The sequence below is a fragment of the Lysobacter changpingensis genome, from assembly GCF_017308985.1.
Classification (GTDB): Bacteria; Pseudomonadota; Gammaproteobacteria; order Xanthomonadales; family Xanthomonadaceae; genus Lysobacter_J; species Lysobacter_J changpingensis.
The window spans coordinates 599,163-616,914 of record NZ_JADWPE010000002.1; the positions used below are offsets into that span (position 1 = coordinate 599,163).

Annotated in this window: 19 protein-coding genes; 8 read left to right on the plus strand and 11 right to left on the minus strand. The window is 68.5% G+C overall.

Annotation, left to right across the window (positions count from 1 at the left end):
- Nucleotides 1-56: 56 nt before the first annotated feature.
- The 6 genes from lptD to I4U41_RS04420 all read left to right on the plus strand — a co-directional run bounded on the left by lptD (nt 57) and on the right by I4U41_RS04420 (nt 7,157).
- Nucleotides 57-2,519 carry an LPS assembly protein LptD gene (gene lptD / locus I4U41_RS04395; RefSeq protein ID WP_425492480.1) on the plus strand — a complete coding sequence of 821 codons (2,463 nt, stop codon included), beginning with the start codon at nt 57-59 and terminating at the stop codon, nt 2,517-2,519.
- Nucleotides 2,516-3,877: a peptidylprolyl isomerase gene (locus tag I4U41_RS04400; RefSeq protein WP_206859898.1), complete on the plus strand. Its 1,362-nt coding sequence runs from the start codon at nt 2,516-2,518 to the stop codon at nt 3,875-3,877. Before lptD ends, I4U41_RS04400 begins: the two co-directional genes overlap by 4 nt.
- Before the next feature lie 10 nt (nt 3,878-3,887).
- Nucleotides 3,888-4,865, plus strand: a complete 978-nt coding sequence (pdxA, locus tag I4U41_RS04405; protein ID WP_206859899.1) for a 4-hydroxythreonine-4-phosphate dehydrogenase PdxA — start codon at nt 3,888-3,890, stop codon at nt 4,863-4,865.
- A 7-nt stretch (nt 4,866-4,872) separates the two neighbouring features.
- Complete coding sequence (gene rsmA / locus I4U41_RS04410) at nt 4,873-5,697, plus strand: 16S rRNA (adenine(1518)-N(6)/adenine(1519)-N(6))-dimethyltransferase RsmA (protein WP_206859900.1); 825 nt, start codon at nt 4,873-4,875, stop codon at nt 5,695-5,697.
- A 67-nt stretch (nt 5,698-5,764) separates the two neighbouring features.
- A complete protein-coding gene (gene apaG / locus I4U41_RS04415) occupies nt 5,765-6,148 on the plus strand; it encodes a Co2+/Mg2+ efflux protein ApaG (RefSeq protein ID WP_206859901.1) in 384 nt (127 codons plus the stop codon).
- Between the two features lie 10 nt (nt 6,149-6,158).
- Complete coding sequence (locus I4U41_RS04420) at nt 6,159-7,157, plus strand: symmetrical bis(5'-nucleosyl)-tetraphosphatase (protein ID WP_206859902.1); 999 nt, start codon at nt 6,159-6,161, stop codon at nt 7,155-7,157.
- A 340-nt stretch (nt 7,158-7,497) separates the two neighbouring features.
- Here the strand turns inward: I4U41_RS04420 and I4U41_RS04425 are convergent, their stop codons facing one another.
- The 8 genes from I4U41_RS04425 to I4U41_RS04460 form a co-directional block, all read right to left on the minus strand.
- Nucleotides 7,498-7,992, minus strand: coding sequence for a dihydrofolate reductase (locus tag I4U41_RS04425; protein WP_206859903.1), 495 nt, complete (start codon nt 7,990-7,992; stop codon nt 7,498-7,500).
- 4 nt (nt 7,993-7,996) lie between these two features.
- Complete coding sequence (locus I4U41_RS04430) at nt 7,997-8,791, minus strand: thymidylate synthase (protein WP_206859904.1); 795 nt, start codon at nt 8,789-8,791, stop codon at nt 7,997-7,999.
- Nucleotides 8,792-8,806: 15 nt separating this feature from the next.
- On the minus strand, nt 8,807-9,688 hold the full coding sequence (lgt, locus tag I4U41_RS04435; RefSeq protein WP_206859905.1) for a prolipoprotein diacylglyceryl transferase: 882 nt from the start codon (nt 9,686-9,688) through the stop codon (nt 8,807-8,809).
- Nucleotides 9,689-9,781: 93 nt separating this feature from the next.
- Nucleotides 9,782-10,270, minus strand: a complete 489-nt coding sequence (locus tag I4U41_RS04440; protein ID WP_206859906.1) for a TPM domain-containing protein — start codon at nt 10,268-10,270, stop codon at nt 9,782-9,784.
- 10 nt (nt 10,271-10,280) lie between these two features.
- Entirely contained in the window at nt 10,281-11,204 is a 924-nt protein-coding gene (locus tag I4U41_RS04445) for a TPM domain-containing protein (protein WP_206859907.1), read from the minus strand.
- Between the two features lie 28 nt (nt 11,205-11,232).
- The gene (locus I4U41_RS04450) at nt 11,233-11,883 is read right to left on the minus strand and encodes a LemA family protein (protein ID WP_206859908.1); all 651 of its coding nucleotides are present in this window, start codon (nt 11,881-11,883) and stop codon (nt 11,233-11,235) included.
- Nucleotides 11,884-12,125: 242 nt separating this feature from the next.
- Nucleotides 12,126-12,863 (minus strand): TerC family protein, encoded by a 738-nt coding sequence (locus I4U41_RS04455; protein ID WP_206859909.1) that lies wholly within the window; start codon nt 12,861-12,863, stop codon nt 12,126-12,128.
- 32 nt (nt 12,864-12,895) lie between these two features.
- A complete protein-coding gene (locus I4U41_RS04460; protein ID WP_206859910.1) occupies nt 12,896-13,276 on the minus strand; it encodes a diacylglycerol kinase in 381 nt (126 codons plus the stop codon).
- A gap of 305 nt (nt 13,277-13,581) precedes the next feature.
- Between I4U41_RS04460 and I4U41_RS04465 the strand changes: the two genes are divergently transcribed.
- Nucleotides 13,582-13,884 (plus strand): putative quinol monooxygenase, encoded by a 303-nt coding sequence (locus I4U41_RS04465; protein WP_206859911.1) that lies wholly within the window; start codon nt 13,582-13,584, stop codon nt 13,882-13,884.
- A 60-nt stretch (nt 13,885-13,944) separates the two neighbouring features.
- On the plus strand, nt 13,945-14,421 hold the full coding sequence (locus I4U41_RS04470; protein ID WP_206859912.1) for a VOC family protein: 477 nt from the start codon (nt 13,945-13,947) through the stop codon (nt 14,419-14,421).
- Between the two features lie 120 nt (nt 14,422-14,541).
- Here I4U41_RS04470 and I4U41_RS04475 read toward each other — a convergent pair whose 3' ends face one another.
- The 3 genes from I4U41_RS04475 to I4U41_RS04485 all read right to left on the minus strand — a co-directional run bounded on the left by I4U41_RS04475 (nt 14,542) and on the right by I4U41_RS04485 (nt 17,748).
- Nucleotides 14,542-15,564, minus strand: coding sequence for an isoaspartyl peptidase/L-asparaginase family protein (locus I4U41_RS04475; RefSeq protein ID WP_206859913.1), 1,023 nt, complete (start codon nt 15,562-15,564; stop codon nt 14,542-14,544).
- A gap of 205 nt (nt 15,565-15,769) precedes the next feature.
- A complete protein-coding gene (locus tag I4U41_RS04480; RefSeq protein WP_206859914.1) occupies nt 15,770-17,008 on the minus strand; it encodes an ABC transporter permease in 1,239 nt (412 codons plus the stop codon).
- On the minus strand, nt 17,005-17,748 hold the full coding sequence (locus I4U41_RS04485; protein WP_206859915.1) for an ABC transporter ATP-binding protein: 744 nt from the start codon (nt 17,746-17,748) through the stop codon (nt 17,005-17,007). Before I4U41_RS04485 ends, I4U41_RS04480 begins: the two co-directional genes overlap by 4 nt.
- Nucleotides 17,749-17,752: the final 4 nt, after the last annotated feature.

The window sequence follows — 17,752 nt, forward strand, 5'->3', positions numbered from 1 at the left end:
GGATGCGGCAAGCTAGCGACCCCGTTTTCCTGAACGCCGACGATCACGGTTCCCGAGTGCGCCGACCCCTCCGACTGCTCCCGTTATCGCTGTGCATCGCGCTGGCCCTGCCGGCCTACGCTGCCGACGGCGACGAGGACGACTGGGGCCTGTGCCCGATCATCGACGTGGTGCCGACGTTCGAGGACGCACCCGTCCCGACCGGCGACGCCACCACGCGCGCGAACGAGCCCACCGACATCGCCGGCGGCCAGCTCGAACGCGCGGGCACCGCGGAAGACATCGTCGTGCAGGACAACGTGCGCCTGAACCGCGGCGACCAGTTCCTGGGTACCGACAAGCTCAGCTACAACGCCGAGACCGGTCGCTACAGCGCGATCGGCAACGTGCGCTACCAGGACAGCGGCATGCGCATCCTGGCCGAGCGCGCCGAAGGCGACCAGAACGCAGACCGCCATCGCATCGAGGACGTGCAGTACCAGCTCACCCAGCGGCGAGGCAACGGCGGCGCCGAGCGCATCGAACTCGATGGCGCACGCGGCCGGCTGGTCGGTTCGACCTACTCCACCTGCGCGCCGAACCAGCGCGCGTGGGAACTGCGCGCGAACCGCATCGACATCGACACCGTCGAAGGCATGGGCGTGGCACGCAACGCCACCGTGCGCATCGGCAACGTGCCGGTGCTGTACGTGCCGTGGTTCATGTTCCCGGTCGACGAACGCCGCCGCACCGGCCTGCTGTATCCGCAGTTGTCGATGTCCGGCCGCAACGGCTTCGACTACCGGCAGCCGATCTACCTCAACCTCGCGCCGAACTACGACGCCACGCTCTACCCGCGCATCATGGCCGATCGCGGCGGGCTGCTCGGCGCCGAATTCCGCTGGCTGTACGAGCGCGGCAAGGGCGAGGTCTACGGCAACTGGATGCCGAGCGACAAGCTGCCGGGCGACGAGCCCGACCGCTACCTCAACCCGGACGTCGGCTTTCCGGTGTCGAGCCTGCCTGAGAAGAACCGCGGGCAGTTCGCGCTGTCGGCCTCGCACAACATCAACAGCGCGTGGTACGCCAGCACCAACCTCGGCTGGGTGAGCGACACCCACTACTTCGAGGACTTCAGCAGCAGCCTGTACGGCATCTCGAGCTATTCGATCCGCAGCGATGCGGGCGTGTACGGGCGTGGCCGCTACTGGCAGGCGGCGGTCATGGCCGACCATTACCAGCTCGCCGACTACACCCTGCGCGAGCGAAACCTCGCCTTCGACCGCCTGCCCCGCGCCTACTTCAGCTGGGAGCAGCCGCTCACCTCGTGGGTGCAGGCCGGCGTGGACGCCGAGGGCGTGCGCTTCGAGCACCAGGAGTTCCTCGGCGGCGCGCGCCTGGACGTCAAACCGTTCGTGACCTTCCCCCTGGAAGGCGCGAGCTGGTTCGTCCGCCCGAAGCTGGCCTGGCGCTACACGGCCTACCAGCTGGACGGCAGCGCACAGCAGCGCGCCGACGAACGCGTGAGCCGCAGCGGCGGCACCGCGTCTCCCGAGCAGTTCCAGGACAGCCACCTGACCCGCAGCATGCCGATCACCTCGGTCGATGCGGGCATGTACTTCGACCGCAACACCATGTTCCGCGGCACCAGTTATCTGCACACGCTGGAGCCGCGCCTGTATTACCTGAAGGTCCCGTACCGCAACCAGGACGATTTCCCGGTCTTCGACACCGGTTCGATGACCTTCAGCTGGGGCCAGCTGTTCCGCGACAACCGTTACACCGGCGCGGACCGTCAGATGGACGCCAACCAGCTCACCGCCGCCCTGACCACGCGTTTCATCAGCGAGGAGGACGGCCGCGAGCGCCTGGCCGCGAGCATCGGCCAGATCCAGTACTTCGACGACAGCCGTGTGACGCTGCCGAACCAGGCGACGATCGAGTCGGGCAAGTCGGCCTGGGTCGCCGACGCGAGCGTGACCCCGAACGACCGCTGGAACCTCGGCGCCACCTACATCTGGAATCCGAAATACCGCGGCGAAGACTTCGTCAGCGCACGCGTGCGCTACATGTTCGAGCGTGGCGGCATCGTCAACCTGGGCTATCGCTACCGTCGCAATGCGGCGTTCCGCGAGGGCATCGACCCGCCGCAGAACCGCGATCAGCTCGAGCAGGCGGATTTCTCCTTCCTGTATCCGATCAACGAGACCTGGAGCGTCGTCGGGCGCTACTACTACTCGATCCTGGACAGGAAGGAACTGGAGACGATCGCCGGTGTCCAATGGGAAAGCTGCTGCCTGGCCGCGCGCCTGGTGGGCCGCCGATACCTGAGAAACCGCGACGGCGAACTGGACACCCGGATCATGTTCGAATTCGAGCTGAAGGGCCTTGGCTCCGCGGGCCAGAACACGGAGCGGGTCCTGCGCCGTGGTATCCTCGGCTACGACCGCGACGACCTGTATCTCGTGCCGCCCACCTCGACGCAACGCCTGAACAACGGCGGCGGCCAAGTCGAATCCACCCCCGACCCGACCCTATGAAGAAACTACTCGCGTCCGCCCTCGCCGTCGCGGTGCTGTCCGGCACCCTCCTGCCCGGCGCGACCGCCCTGGCCCAGACCGCGGCCTCCGTCCAGCCCATCGATGGCATCGCCGCCATCGTGGACGAGGACGTGATCCTGAAGACCGAGCTGGATCGCGCGGTGAACAACATCCTGGCCCAGTACGCGGGACGCGAGAACCAGCTGCCGCCGCGCGACGTGCTGCAGCGCCAGGTGCTCGAGCGCCTGGTGCTGGTGAAGCTGCAGGTCGCCCGCGCCCAGGGCACCGGCGTGCGCGTGACCGACCAGGAAGTCGAGCAGGCCATCGCCGGCATCGCCCAGCAGAACCGCGTCACCCCCGAGCAGCTGCGCCAGCAGCTGGCGCGCGAGGGCACGCCGTACACCGATTTCCGCAATTCGATCCGCGACGAACTGCTGATCCAGCGCCTGCGCCAGCGTTTCGCGCAGAGCCGCGTCTCGGTCAGCGAGTCTGAAGTGGATGCCGCCATGGCCGCCCAGGCGAACCAGGGCGCGCAGTTCCACCTCGCGCACATCCTCGTGGCCCTGCCCGAGGGCGCGACCGCCGAGCAGATCGCCACGGCGCAGAAGAAGGTCGAAGGCGTGAAGTCGCTGATCGACAAGGGCGAGATGGACTTCTCCGCCGCCGCGGTGCGCTATTCCGACAGCCCCAACGCGCTGGAAGGCGGCGACCTGGGCTGGCGCAGCGTGGACGAGATCCCGAACGCGTTCGCCTCGCTCATGCGCAACATGTCGCCCGGCCAGGTCACCGAGCCGATCCGCGGCCCGAGCGGCTTCCAGCTGCTCAAGCTGATCGAAGTCCGCGACGCCTCGCAGGCCGGCCCGAGCATGGTCACGCAGTACCAGGCGCGCCACATCCTGATCCGCGTGAGCGATTCGGTGGACGACGCCAAGGCCAAGGCGCAGGCGCAGACCCTGCAGGCCCGCCTGATGGGCGGCGCCGACTTCGCCCTGCTCGCACAGGAGCACTCGCAGGACCAGAGCTCCGCCTCGAAGGGCGGCGAGCTGGGCTGGTTCACCCGCGACGAGTTCGGCCCGGAATTCGGCAATGCCGTCGCGGGCCTCCAGCCGAACCAGGTTTCGCAGCCGATCCGCACCCAGGCCGGTTACCACCTGATCAAGCTCGAAGGCACGCGCGAGGCCGACGTCGGCGAGCGCAACCGCCGCGCCCAGGTCCAGGAAACCATCGGCCGCCGCAAGCTCGAAGACGAGTGGAACCGCTTCCTGCGCGAGATGCGCGGCGAAGCCTTCGTCGACGTGCGCGTCGGCAAGGCCGCCGAAGAGACCGCCACGCCCACCGCGCCGGCCAACGGCGGCTGAGGTGGGCTGAGTGACCCCTGTTCGGCTCGCGCTGGTGCCGGGCGAGCCGGCGGGTGTCGGCCCCGAGCTCTGCGTCCGCCTGGCGCAGCAGCCACGCGATTACTCCCTGACGGCGTTCGCCGACGCACGCACGCTGCTTGCGGCGGCGCAGGCGGTTTCGCTGCCGTTGCGACTGCTCGGTCCGGACGACGCGGCGACCGCTCCCGGCGAGCTGGCGCTGGTCGACATCCCGAACGCCACCGTTCCCGCCTTCGGCCAACCTGATCCGCGCAACGCCGCCGCCGTGATCCGCGCACTGTGCGAAGCGGCGCAGGGCTGCCTCGACGGCCGCTTTGCCGGCGTGGTCACCGGGCCCGTGCACAAGGCGGTGATCAACCAGGGTGGCATCGCCTACACCGGCACGACCGAACTGCTTGCCGACCAGGCCGGCCGCGACGTCGTGATGATGCTCGCCAACGACGTCGTCCGTGTCGCGCTCGTCACCACGCACCTGCCGCTGCGCGAGGTCGCCGATGCGATCACGCCCGTCGCGCTCGACCGCACGCTGCGCATCACGCACGAGGCGCTGCGTCGTGATTTCGGCATCGACGATCCGGCGATCGCCGTGCTCGGCCTCAACCCGCATGCGGGCGAAGCCGGCCATCTTGGGTACGAGGAAATCGACGTGATCGAGCCGGTGCTCGCGACGCTGCGCGCGGGCGGCATGCGCCTGGTCGGTCCGCTTCCGGCCGACACCGCGTTCCTGCCGGCCAAGCTGCGCGGCTTCGACGCGGTGGTCGCGATGTACCACGACCAGGGACTGCCGGTGCTGAAATACAGCGGCTTCGAGCGCGCGGTGAACCTCACCCTGGGCCTGCCCTACCCGCGCGTCGCGGTGGATCATGGCACCGCGCTGGAACTCGCCGGGCGCGGCACCGCCGATCCGTCGAGCCTGCTCGCCGCGGCCGACACCTGTGCCCGTATCGCCCGCTTCCGCACCCCGGCATGATGCCCCGATGAGCACGCGCAGCCCCCATTTCACCGAGCCGGCCAAGAAGCATCTGGGCCAGCACTTCCTGCACGAACGCCGGATCATCGACCGGATCGTCCAGGCCGTGGACCCGAAGCCCGGCGACCGGCTGGTCGAGATCGGCCCCGGCCAGGGCGCGATCACCTTCCCGCTCCTCGATCGCCACAAGGAGCTGACGGTCATCGAGTTCGACCGCGACCTGATCTTCCCGCTGACCGAAGCCGCGCGTGCGCACGGTACGCTGGAAGTGATCCATCGCGACGTGCTCACCGTCGATTTCACCGCGCTGGCGCGCAACGCCGGCGACGAAGGCGGGCAGATCCGGCTGGTCGGCAACCTGCCCTACAACCTGTCCTCGCCGATCCTCTTCCACGCACTGGAACACGCCGACGCGATCCGCGACATGCACTTCATGCTGCAGAAGGAAGTCGTCGACCGCATGGCCGCCGGCCCCGGGAGCAAGGTGTACGGGCGCCTGGGCGTGATGCTGCAGGCGTACTGCCACGTGACGCCGCTGTTCGACGTGCCGCCGGGCGCGTTCCGCCCGCCGCCGAAGGTGGACTCGGCCGTGGTGCGGCTGGTGCCGCGCAAGCCGGAGACGATCGGCATCGACGATCCGGCCGTGTTCTCCGCCGTGGTGCGCGACGCCTTCGGCCAGCGCCGCAAGACGCTGCGCAACGCGCTTTCGAACCAGTGCGACGGCGCGGCGATCGAAGCCGCGGGCGTACGCCCGGACGCGCGCGCCGAGCAGATCGACGTCGCCGATTTCGTACGCCTGGCCAATTCGCTCGCACGCCAACGCAACGCGTGACGCCGGCGGCAACGCGTTCTCCACGACGCGTTGACCTATCGTGCACCGCAGCCCCTACACTGTCCGCATGAACCGCAGTACCGACTATTCCTTCGACATCTCCGTGGCGACCCGCTACCTCGACACCCAGTCGGAGCCGGGCCAGGACCGCTACGTCTTCGCCTACACCATCAGCATCCGAAACAGCGGCAGCGCGCCGGCGCGGCTCACGCGCCGCCACTGGCTGATCACCGACGGCAACGGCAAGGTGCAGGAAGTCGAGGGCGAAGGCGTCGTGGGCGAACAGCCCTGGCTGCGTCCCGGCGACGATTTCGAATACACCTCCGGCGCCGTGCTGGAAACCACGCACGGCATGATGGAGGGCACCTACACGATGGTCGGCGACGACGGCACGCAGGTCGAAGCGCCGATCCCGGCTTTCAGCCTGTCCGTGCCCCGCACGCTGCACTGACGGACGCCCCATGAGCATCTGGGCCATCGGCGACCTGCAGGGCTGTTACGACGCGACGCAGCGACTGCTCGAACGCATCGCGTTCGATCCGGCGCGCGACCGCCTGTGGTTCTGCGGCGATCTGGTCAACCGCGGCGGGCAATCGCTGGAAACGCTGCGCCTGGTGCATTCGCTGCGCGAGCACAGCGTCGTCGTGCTGGGCAACCACGACCTGTCGCTGCTGGCGATCGGCGAGCGTCGCGAGGACGAGCAGCGCAAGGTCAATCCCGATCTGCAGCGCATCGTGCTCGCCGAGGATCGCGACGTGCTGCTGGACTGGCTGCGCATGCAGAAGCTGGTGCACGTGGACCGCTCGCTCGGCTGGATGATGGTGCATGCCGCGCTCGCGCCGCAGTGGACCACGCAGATGGCCGAACGCTTCGCGCGCGAGGTCGAGGAACGCCTGCATGGCGACCAGTTCCGCCGGCTGCTGAAGAACATGTACGGCGACAAGCCGGCATGGCACCCCAAGCTCGCCGGCATCGATCGCCATCGCGCGATCATCAACGTGTTCACGCGCCTGCGTTATTGCACGCCGCGTGGCCGGATCTCGTTCGAGGACAAGGGCGCGCCGGGCACGCAGCCGGTCGGGCTGTATCCCTGGTACGAAGTCCCGGGCCGCGCCGAGCGCGACCTGAAGATCGTCTGCGGCCACTGGTCCACGCTGGGCCTGTTCATCGGCCACGGCGTCCACGCGATCGACACCGGCGCGGTGTGGGGCGGCAAGCTGACCGCACTCCAACTCGACACCGACGAACTGCGCATCGTGCAGGTGCCGGGACGCGACGTTCCCGCCCAGCCGCCGCGTCCGCGTCCGCCGTACCACGGCGACGACAAGCGCGCGCAACGCCCACGTCCGAACCATAACGGGCAGCGGCGCCATCATGGACGGCCGAATCCGAATGGTCCGCAGGGACCGCGTAACGAAGCGCCCGCGCCGAAGGCGACGACGGAGCAGGATCGCGACTGAGGTGGCGCAGCGAGCGGAAAATTCCGCATGCCTCGGAATCATCGGGATCCTTCACCACGCGACGCATTGAGCCCCTCTCCCTTCGGCGACCGAAGGAAGTGCAGCGCTGAGAGGGGTTGGGGTGAGGGTCGGGACGTACGGGCACGCTGGCGCTCGCGATACGCTTTTGCCCCCGCAGCGAACGCACACGCAAGATCAAAATGGGTTCCAGCGTTCGCTGGATTGACGGTGTGGTTTGGAACCGTCGACAGAGTGCCCCTGCGCCGTGAGCCTTGATCCAGGCCTTCGCCGGGATGACGTTCTTCGTGGATGCGGACCGAGGGCCCTCGGCGGAACGTCCCTAAACCCGCACGTAATCCACGAACTCGAACGCGAACGCATGCTTCGCATCCGCGTCATGCCGCTCGCGCGAAACCACGCGCCACTGCGACACGTCGAACGCCGGAAAGAACGCTTCGCCCCCTTCGACCCGGGTTTCGACATGCGTGAGAAACAGATGCGTCGCGACGGGCAGCGTCAGCGCATACACCTCACCGCCGCCGATCACGCACAGTTCGTCGGCACCGTCGGCTCCGGCGATACGCAACGCCTCGTCGACCGACGCCACCGCCTGCATCCCCTCGAACGGCACCGCCCCCGAGCGCGTCAGCACCAGGTTCCGCCGTCCCGGCAGCGCGCGCCCCAGCGACTGCGCCGTCTTGCGTCCCATCAGCACCGGCTTGCCGATCGTCAGCGCCTTGAAGCGCTTGAGATCGTCCGGGAGGCGCCACGGCAGATCGTTGTCGCGACCGATCGCGTGGTCGCGGTCGAGCGCCGCGATCAGGCTCAGCTTCATGCGCTCAGACCGCCACCGGCGCCTTGATCGCCGGCAGCGGGTCGTAATGCTCGATGGCGATGTCGTCGAAGGCGAAGCCGAAGATGTCCTTCACCTCCGGATTCAGTCGCAGCTGCGGCAGCGCGCGCGGCGTGCGCGAGAGCTGTTCGCGCGCCTGTTCGAAATGGTTGGAGTACAGGTGCGCGTCGCCCAGCGTATGCACGAAATCGCCCACGCCCAGTCCGCACACCTGCGCCACCATGTGCGTCAGCAGCGCATAGCTGGCGATGTTGAACGGCACGCCGAGGAAGATGTCGCCGCTGCGCTGGTACAGCTGGCAGCTGAGCTTTCCGTTGGCGACATAGAACTGGAACATCGTGTGGCACGGCATCAGCGCCATGCGCGGCAGGTCGGCGACGTTCCAGGCGCTGACGATCAGGCGGCGCGAATCCGGATTGCGCCTGATCTCGTCGACCACCCAGCGGATCTGGTCGATCTCGATGCCGTCCGCGCCCGCCCAGCCCCGCCACTGCTTGCCGTACACGGGGCCGAGTTCGCCCTGCGCATCGGCCCATTCGTCCCAGATCGAGACCTTGTTGTCCTTCAGGTAACCGATGTTCGTGTCGCCCTGCAGGAACCACAGCAGTTCGTGCACGATCGAGCGCAGGTGCAGCTTCTTCGTGGTGACCAGCGGGAAACCTTCCGCAAGGTCGAAGCGCATCTGCCATCCGAACACGCTGCGCGTGCCGGTGCCGGTACGGTCGGACTTGTCGCTGCCGTGTTCCAGCACGTGGCGGAGCAGGTCGAGGTACTGCTTCATCGCGATCTCTCCGGCTTACTTCACGGGCACGAACGGCTGCGGTTCCAGGGTCGGCTGGCGGCGCGACCACACGAACAGCCAGAACAGGCCCAACGCGATCAGCGGCAGGCTCAGCACCTGGCCCATCGTCAGCCAGCCGAACGCGAGATAGCCGATCTGCGCGTCGGGCACGCGGACGAATTCGACGAGGAAGCGGAAGCAGCCGTACAGCAGCGCGAACAGGCCCGACACCGCGTAACGCGGACGCGGCTTGCTGGAGAACCACCACAGCACGAGGAACATCGTCAGCCCTTCCAGCGCCGCCTGGTACAGCTGCGACGGATGGCGTGCGAACCGGTCCAGCGCGCCCGTCGCGAACTGCGCCTGCAACTGCGGCAGCGTCATGCCGGCGAATTCGGCTTCCGCGCGCGGGAAGATCACGCCCCATCCGGCCTGGGTGTACTTGCCCCAGAGTTCGCCGCCGATGTAGTTGCCCAGCCGGCCGAAGCCCAGGCCGGGCGGCACCAGCGGCGCGAGGAAATCGACGGTGTCCATCAGGTGCAGCCGGTGGCGGTGCGACCACCACCACGCCGCTGCGACCACGCCGACGAGGCCGCCATGGAAGCTCATGCCGCCTTCCCAGATGCGGAACAGCATCAGCGGATCGCGCAGCAGGTCGCCGAAGGAATAGAAGAAGACGTAGCCCAGACGGCCGCCCAGCACCACGCCGAGCATCGCGTAGAACAGCAGGTCGCCGTACGCCTGTTCGTTGACGCCCGGCAGGCGTCCGGCGCGCACGCGCATGCGGCCGAGCCACCACGCCGTGCCGAAGCCGAGCAGGTACATGATCCCGTACCAGTGCACCTGCAACGGGCCGAGGTTGAAGGCGATCGGGTCGATCTGGTGCAGGACTGTCATTCGGCGGCTCGGCTGCGGCGGCTCGGGAAGGCGTCGCCGTATTGTGCCGCAGGCAGGCGCGCGGCGGGTCGCCGTGGCGCCGGTCGGCGCGCGTCAGAGCACGTAGGGCAGATCCGGCAACTCGTTGGCGTCGTGCATGCCTTCCTCGCGCGGGAAGTGCTCGACCAGGATCGCCGTGAGCGCGGACACGCCGGCAAGCACGCCGGTTTCCGGCTCACCGGCACGCAGGCGTTCCTCGATCAGCTGGCACACACCGCGCCACTGCTCGTCGCTCACGCGGCCGACGAAGCCGCGATCGGCCACGATCTCGATCCGGTGGTCGGCCAGCAGCAGGTAGAGCAGCACGCCGTTGTTCGCCTGCGTGTCCCACACACGCAACTGGGCGAAAGCCTCGTGGGCGCGATCGCGCGCCTGCACGCCGGACAGCACCGCGCGCGGGTGCAGCGCGGGCTCGACGGCGAAGCAGATCTCGCCGGTGTGATGGCGCTCGCTTTCGGCGATCGCATCGGTGATGCGCTTGAGGCTGTCGCCCGGGAACAGGCGCTTGGCCGACGGCGCGAACAGGTGCTTGAAGAGCCTCATCGTGCGCGCCTCACCAGCTTCCGGAGGCGCCACCGCCTCCGCTCATGCCGCCACCACCGCCCCAGCCGCCTCCGCCGAAGCCGCCACCGCCACCGCCAAAACCGCCGCCGCCCCAACCTCCCCCGCCCCAGCCGCCGAATCCGCGATCGCGCGCGTAGCGGCCGGCCGGCATCGAGGTCAGGCCGAAAAAGAAGCCGATCAGCGCGCCGATGCCGCCGACGACGATCAGCGACGACAGCAGCCAGGCGATGCCGCCCGCCGCAGCGCCGCCGATCACGCCACGCACCAGCGACGGTGCGCGCCCGAAGATCCCGCGCGCGACCTGCGCCACGACGAAGGCGACGAACAGCGCGATCAGCCATCCGCCGCCCTTCCTGCGTTCGGGCCGGTGGTCGGCCATCGGCGCCGGCAGCGCTTCGCCGTCGATCAGCTTGACCAGCGCCGCGGTGGCGTCGGTGATGCCGCCGGCGTAATCGCCGCTGCGGAATTTCGGCACCAGGTACTCCTGGATCACGCGCGCCGAGGTCGCATCGGGAATCGCGCCTTCCAGTCCGTAGCCGACCTCGATGCGCACGCGCCGGTCGTCCTTGGCGACCACCAGCAGCACGCCGTCGTCCACGCCCTTGCGGCCGATCTTCCATTCCTCGAACGCACGCACCGCGTACTGCGCGATGTCTTCCGGCTGCGTGGTCGGCACCACCAGCACCTGCAACTGGCTGCCCTTGCGCTGCTGCAGGGCGAGCGCCTGCGCCTGGAGCTGCTGCTTCGTCGTCGCATCGAGCGTGCCGGTGGTGTCGATCACCGGCGAATCCAGCGGCGGGACCGGCGCGAGATCCTGTGCCTGCGCGATCGCGCAGAACAGCATCAGCGCAACCGACGCAAGCGCGCGACGCCATGCGGGCAGCACGCGGGCTGCGACGAAACTGCGGCGCATCGGCATCACGATCCGTCCGTCGCGCCGATCAGCCGTTCGACGGTGCCGGCTGCTGCTGCGGCGCCTGCTGCTGCGGCGGCGTCTGCGGCTGGGCCGGCGCGCTGAAATCGACCTGCGGCGCCTGCTGGATCTGCGCTTCGTTCTCGACGGTGAAGTTGGGCCGCGTCTTGTGGCCGAACATCATCGCGGTGAGGTTCACCGGGAAGCGGCGGATGGTGGTGTTGTAGTCCTGCACCGCGCGGATGAAGCGCTGGCGCGCGACAGTGATCCGGTTCTCGGTGCCTTCCAGCTGCGCCTGCAGTTGCAGGAAGTTCTGGTCGGCCTTGAGTTGCGGATAGTTCTCGCTGACCACCAGCAGGCGGCTGATCGCACTCTGCAGTTCGCCCTGCGCCTGCTGGAACTGCGCGAGCGAGGCCGGATCGTTGGCGTTGACGTTGATGCTGCCCACGCGCGAACGCGCTTCGGTGACCTGCGTGAGCACCTGCTGCTCGTGGCTGGCATAGCCCTTCACCGTGGCGACCAGGTTGGGGACCAGGTCGGCGCGGCGCTTGTAGTTGTTGAGCACTTCCGACCAGGCGGCGTTCACCGCCTCGTCCTTCTCCTGGATGGTGTTGTAGCCGCAGCCGCTGAGCGTGGCGACCATCATGAGCAGCACGAGCGCTTGCACCAGACGGATCATGGGGAACTCCTGGGGTGACGATTGGCGGGCATTGCAGCACCGGGAAGGTCGAGACGCAATGAGGGTCTTGGACGGCTCGTTACGAAGGCGTTACGACGGAGCGGGGTGTGGGAACGAGCGAAGAGGAACGAGGAACGCAGGCGCCAAAAACAAACGGCCTTCCGCGGGGAAGGCCGTCGTGGAAACGGACGCGGCTCTGGCCTCGCTCGTTTCTCTTTCCTATCGATTCGTTCCTCGCAACATCATTCCGGCTGCAGTCGCGCCTGCGCGCGGCGCTTCGCCCACAGGTTGAGGCATTCCACCAGCGCCGAGAAACCCATCGCGCCGTAGATGTAGCCCTTCGGGATGTGCAGTTCGAAACCGTCCGCCACCAGGTACACGCCGACCAGCACGATGAAGGCCAGCGCCAGCATCTTGATCGTCGGGTTGTGGTCGATGAACTGGCCCAGCGGCTTGGAGGCCAGCAGCATCACCGCGACCGCGAGCAGGATCGCCGCGACCATCACCGGCGTGTGGTTGGCCATGCCGACGGCGGCGATCACCGAGTCCAGCGAGAAGACGATGTCGATCACCGCGATCTGCGCGATCACGCCCATGAACGACGCCTTGGGCTTGGTGTGGATGTCCTCTTCCTCGGACTCGCCGATGATGAGGTCCTTGATCTCCATCGTGCCCTTCACCAGCAGGAACGCGCCGCCCAGGATCAGCACCAGGTCGCGCACCGAGATGCCCTGGCCGAACACGGTGAACAGATCGTTGGTCAGCCCAGCCAGCCAGGCCAGCGTGAGCAGCAGCGCGATACGCGTGATGCACGCCACCGCGATGCCGAACTTGCGCGCCTTCTCGCGCTGCGCATACGGCAGCTTGCTGACCGCGATCGAGATGAAGACGAGATTGTCGATGCCCAGCACGATCTCGATCGCGCTCAGCGTCACCAGGGTGATCCACACCTGCGGATCGGTCAGCATTTCCAGAATCACGTTCGATTTCCTGCCAGATTCATTTCAGCGAGTCAGAGCAACCGGGGCAGCACGATCGCGCCCCAGGTCAGCAATACGTTCATCATCACCACGAACACCGCCGCCGACCCCATGTCCTTCGCGCGGCCGGCCAGTTCGTGGAACTCCGGGCCGTAGCGTTCGATGACCGCCTCGACCGCGGAGTTGAGCAGTTCCACGCTCAGCACCAGCAGCATCGAGCCGATCAGCAGCACGCGTTCCACCGGCGTCTGCCCGAGCCACCAGCCGACCGGGGCCAGGACGACGAACAGGTATACCTCCAGCCGGAAGGAGGACTCGTGCAGCCAGGCTGCGCGCAGGCCCTGCATGGACCATTGGGTGGCTTTGGCGATACGCGCGGGACCGCGCGGAAGGTGCCCGAATTCGTCGGCCATTCGTGGACTCAGGAGGCCTGCCGTGGGCGATCCGGGCCGCACGCGACGGGAGCGCGGCCGGGATTCCCGGCGGGCGCGCACACGGCGAGGAGCGGATCTGCGATCGGCATGGGAGGCGGTCGTGGAAGGAAGAGGTCGCGGACGGGCCGCGGCAGGGGGCCGATTTTGCCACAAAGCCTCCGGCCCGCCGGCGTTCACGGAACGCGCCGTGCGGCGAGCCGTGCGTGTCATGCGCCGGTAGCGGGTTCTTCGCGTCCCGTTAGCGCGGGCGGGCCCATCCTGACCGACCCGCCCGGAGGTCCGCCATGTCCCGCTGCGCGCTGCTGGCCCGCCTGGAGGCGAAGCCGGGCAAGGAAGAGGAAGTCGAGCGGTTCCTGCGCGGCGCCCTCCCGCTGGCCGAAGCCGAACCGGGCACGCGGACATGGTTCGCGCTGCGCTTCGGGCCGACCTCGTTCGGCATCTACGACACCTTCGACACCGAAGCCGGCCGCCAGGCGCACCTGGACGGCCCGATCGCCGCCGCGCTCATGGAACGCGCCGGCGACCTGCTGGCCGCGCCGCCGCAGATCGACCGTGTCGATCTTCTGGCGAGCAAGCTGCCGCACTGATTCCCACCGGTTCCACCCCACCGGCGCACCACGCGCCGCCACGTGCCCATGGAGGCCGACATGAGCGTCCCCGCCACTCCCGAGGGTTACCACAGCGTCACGCCGTACCTGATCGTCGACGACGCCAGCGCCGCGCTGGACTTCTATCGCGAAGCGCTCGCGGCGGAGGAGATCTTCCGCCTGCCGATGGGCGACAAGATCGGCCATGCGGAAATCCGCATCGGCGATTCGATGCTCATGCTGTCGGACGAATGGCCCGACATGGACGCCTTCGGCCCGAAACGCCGGGGCGGCGCGACGGCGACGTTCGTGATCTACGTGCCCGACGTCGACGCGTCCTACGACCGCGCGGTGAAGGCCGGCGCGAAGATCGACCGCCCCGTCGAGAACCAGGCTTGGGGCGACCGCATGGGCACCGTGGTCGATCCGTTCGGCCACAAGTGGAGCCTGGCGACGCACGTCGAGGACGTGTCGCCGGAGGAACTCAAGCGCCGCATGGACGAATGGATGCAGCAGCAGGCGGGGCTGACGGCCTGAGGGTTCGAGCCCCTCTCCCACCGGGAGAGGGGTTGGGTGAGGGTCGGCGAAGTGTCACGCGACCCTGTCGCGCGGAACCGCTCCATGCGGAGGCGTCATCCGCCTGAACGGACAAGCCCCTCACTCCCCCTCGTGAATCGCCGTTCCCCGGCTGCCATCGGGCCTGATCCAGCCGCGGAACATGCTGCCGCTGTTGAACGGCATCGCGATGTTGCCGTCGCGGTCGAGCGCGATCGCGCCACCGTCGCCGCCAGCCGCCGTGACGACTTCGTTGACCACCGCGTTCGCCGCCGTTTCCAGCGAATCGCCGCGATACGCCATGCGCGCGCAGATGTCATGCGCCACCGCATTGCGGATGTAGAACTCGCCCCAGCCCGTGCCGGAGACGCCGCAGCGTTCGTCGGCCCAGCTGCCGGCGCCGATCACCGGCGAATCGCCGACGCGGCCCCACTTCTTGTTGGTCATGCCGCCGGTGCTGGTCGCCACGGCGATGTGCCCCTGCGAATCCAGCGCGACCGCGCCGACGGTGCCGAAATACGTCGGCGCCTCCATCGTGCCGTTGTACGCCTCGCGCTTGCCCTTCGCGGCTTCGTCGCGTTGCGCCTTTTCAAGCTGCTGGCGGCGCTTGTCGGTGTCGAAATAGCTGTTGGGGACGCGCTCGATCTCGGGGTGCTCATCGGCGAACGCTTCCGCGCCGTCGCCGGCGAGCATCACGTGCGGGCTCTTCTCCATCACCGTGCGCGCGAGCCTGATGGGGTTCCTGATCGTCGTGACACCGGCGATCGCGCCGGCGCGGCGCGTGTGGCCTTCCATGATCGAGGCGTCGAGCTCGTGCCCGCCCTTGGCGTTGAAGACCGCGCCCTTGCCGGCGTTGAACTGCGGCGCGTCCTCCAGGACCACCACCGCCGCGGTCACCGCGTCCAGCGCGCTGCCGCCCCGGCTGAGCACGGCGTTGCCGGCGTCGAGCGCGCGGTTGAGGGCTTCGTGGTAGGCCTTGCGCTCGCCCGGCGTGATCGCGTTGCGCGGCACGAAGCCGGCGCCGCCGTGGATCACCAGCGCGGTCTTGCCGGTGGCCGGCGCGTCGGCCGCATGGAGGTTGAAGGACATGGCGAACAGGACGGCGAGCGGGAGCGAAAGACGCATGGACGGACCGGATGGAAACCTGGCCCGAGGATAGCGACTTTTTCTCATGCGACAGAGTCGCAGTCTGGCCAACGTTGCCGGGCCCGTCCGATGGGCGGCGGAGCCCGGGCCGGCCCGGGACATCGCAGTCCTCAAACGGCGGGATCCGCCTGAACGCCAACCCGGGTCCCCGCGCCTGCTGCACGGGGACCGCTGTCGCGTCCGCCTATTGCTGCCGCAGCGCCTCGATCGGGTCCAGCTGCGAAGCCTTCCGCGCCGGGTAATAGCCGAAGAACAGCCCGGTCATGATCGAGAACGTCGCGGCCAGCGCGATCACCTGTCCGTTCAACGCCACCGGCAGGTCGCTGAAGCGGCCGACGACCAGCGCACCGGCGACGCCGATCGCGATGCCCAGCACGCCGCCGCCGAGCGAGAGCAGCATCGCCTCGGCGAGGAACTGCCGCCGGACGTCCGACGGCCCCGCGCCGACCGCCATGCGCAGGCCGATCTCGCGGATGCGCTCGGTCACCGACACCAGCATGATGTTCATGATCCCGATGCCGCCGACGATCAGCGAGATCGTCGCCACCGCGCCCAGCAGCAGCGACATCAGGCGCGTCGTCGCGGTGCGCGTGGCGACGATCTCGGAGATGTTGCGCACGTTGAAGTCGTCTTCCTCGCCCGGCTTGATGCGATGCCGCTGGCGCAGCAGCGCCTCGACTTCGCCCTGCGCGTACGAGAGGTCCTTCGCATCGGCGACGGTCAGCGCGATCTGCATCACCGCGCCCGAAGGCAGGCCCATCGCGCCCATCAGGCGGCGGCGTCCGGTTTCCAGCGGCACCATCACCACGTCGTCCTGGTCCTGGCCGAAACCGCCCTGCCCCTTCGGCTTGAGCGTGCCCACCACGGTGAACGGCACGCGTCCCAGGCGGATCGTCTGGCCCACGCCGGAGTCGTCGCCGAACAGCGTGCGCCGCACCGTCTCGCCGATGATCACCGACTTCGCCGCGCTGGTGTAATCCTGCGCGTCGAAGCCCTGGCCGTTGTCGATGGCCCAGCCGTTGATGTCGAAGAAATCCGCCTGCACGCCCTGCCAGCTGGTGGACGCGTTGTTCTCCGCGTAGACCACCTGCGTGTTGCCGCGCAGGGCGCCGGCGACGTACTGCACTTCGGGGATCTCGTTGCGGATCGCGTCGACGTCGCTTTCGTTGAGCGTGAAGAAACTCGACGCGCTCATGCGCCCGCCGCCGCCCGGACCGCGTCGCGAACCCGGGCTGATGTCCAGCCGCTGCGAGCCCAGTCCGGAGACCATCTTGTCGATCTCCTGCTGCGTGCCCTGGCCGACGGAGACCATCACGATCACCGCCGCGATGCCGATGATCACGCCCAGCGACGTCAGCGCGCTGCGCATCCAGTTGCCGCGCAGGGCGTAGATGGCGGTTCTCAGGATGTCGGAGAAGTTCATGGCGCGCTTCCTTCGGGAACCGGCTCTTCGGCGTGCAACTCCCCATCGCGCATCACATACACCCGGTCCGCATGCGCGGCGACCTCCGCGTCGTGCGTGATCAGCACCACGGTATGGTCGTCGTCGCGCAGGCGCTTGAACAGCGCGAGGATTTCCTCGCCCGTCCTGCTGTCGAGCGCGCCGGTGGGTTCGTCGGCGAGCAGGATCGGGGGGCGGTTGATCAGTGCGCGGGCGATCGCCACGCGCTGCTGCTGGCCGCCGGAAAGTTCGCTGGGCTTGTGGCCGACGCGTTCGCCCAGGCCGACCGACACCAGCGCTTCGCGCGCGCGCTCCAGGCGTTCGTGCGGCGGCACGCGCGCGTAGCCGAGCGGCATCGCCACGTTGTCCAGCGCGCTCATGCGCGGCAGCAGGTTGAACCCCTGGAAAACGAAGCCGATCTTGTCCCGGCGCAGCGCCGCCAGCTCTTCCGCATCGAGCGTGGAGACGTCCACGCCGTCGCATTCGTAGGTGCCGGCGGTGGGCGTGTCGAGGCAGCCGATGAGGTTCATGAGCGTGGATTTGCCCGAGCCCGACGGCCCCATGATCGCGACGAACTCGCCGCGATCGATGCGCAGGTTCACGCCGCGCAACGCCTGCACTTCGGCTTCGGTGTGCGCGGCGTAGGTCTTGCTGAGCGCGCGGGTGAGGATCACCGGCACGTCTGCGCCGTCGCGTACGGCGGCGTTCAAGGGCGCGCTCATTCGC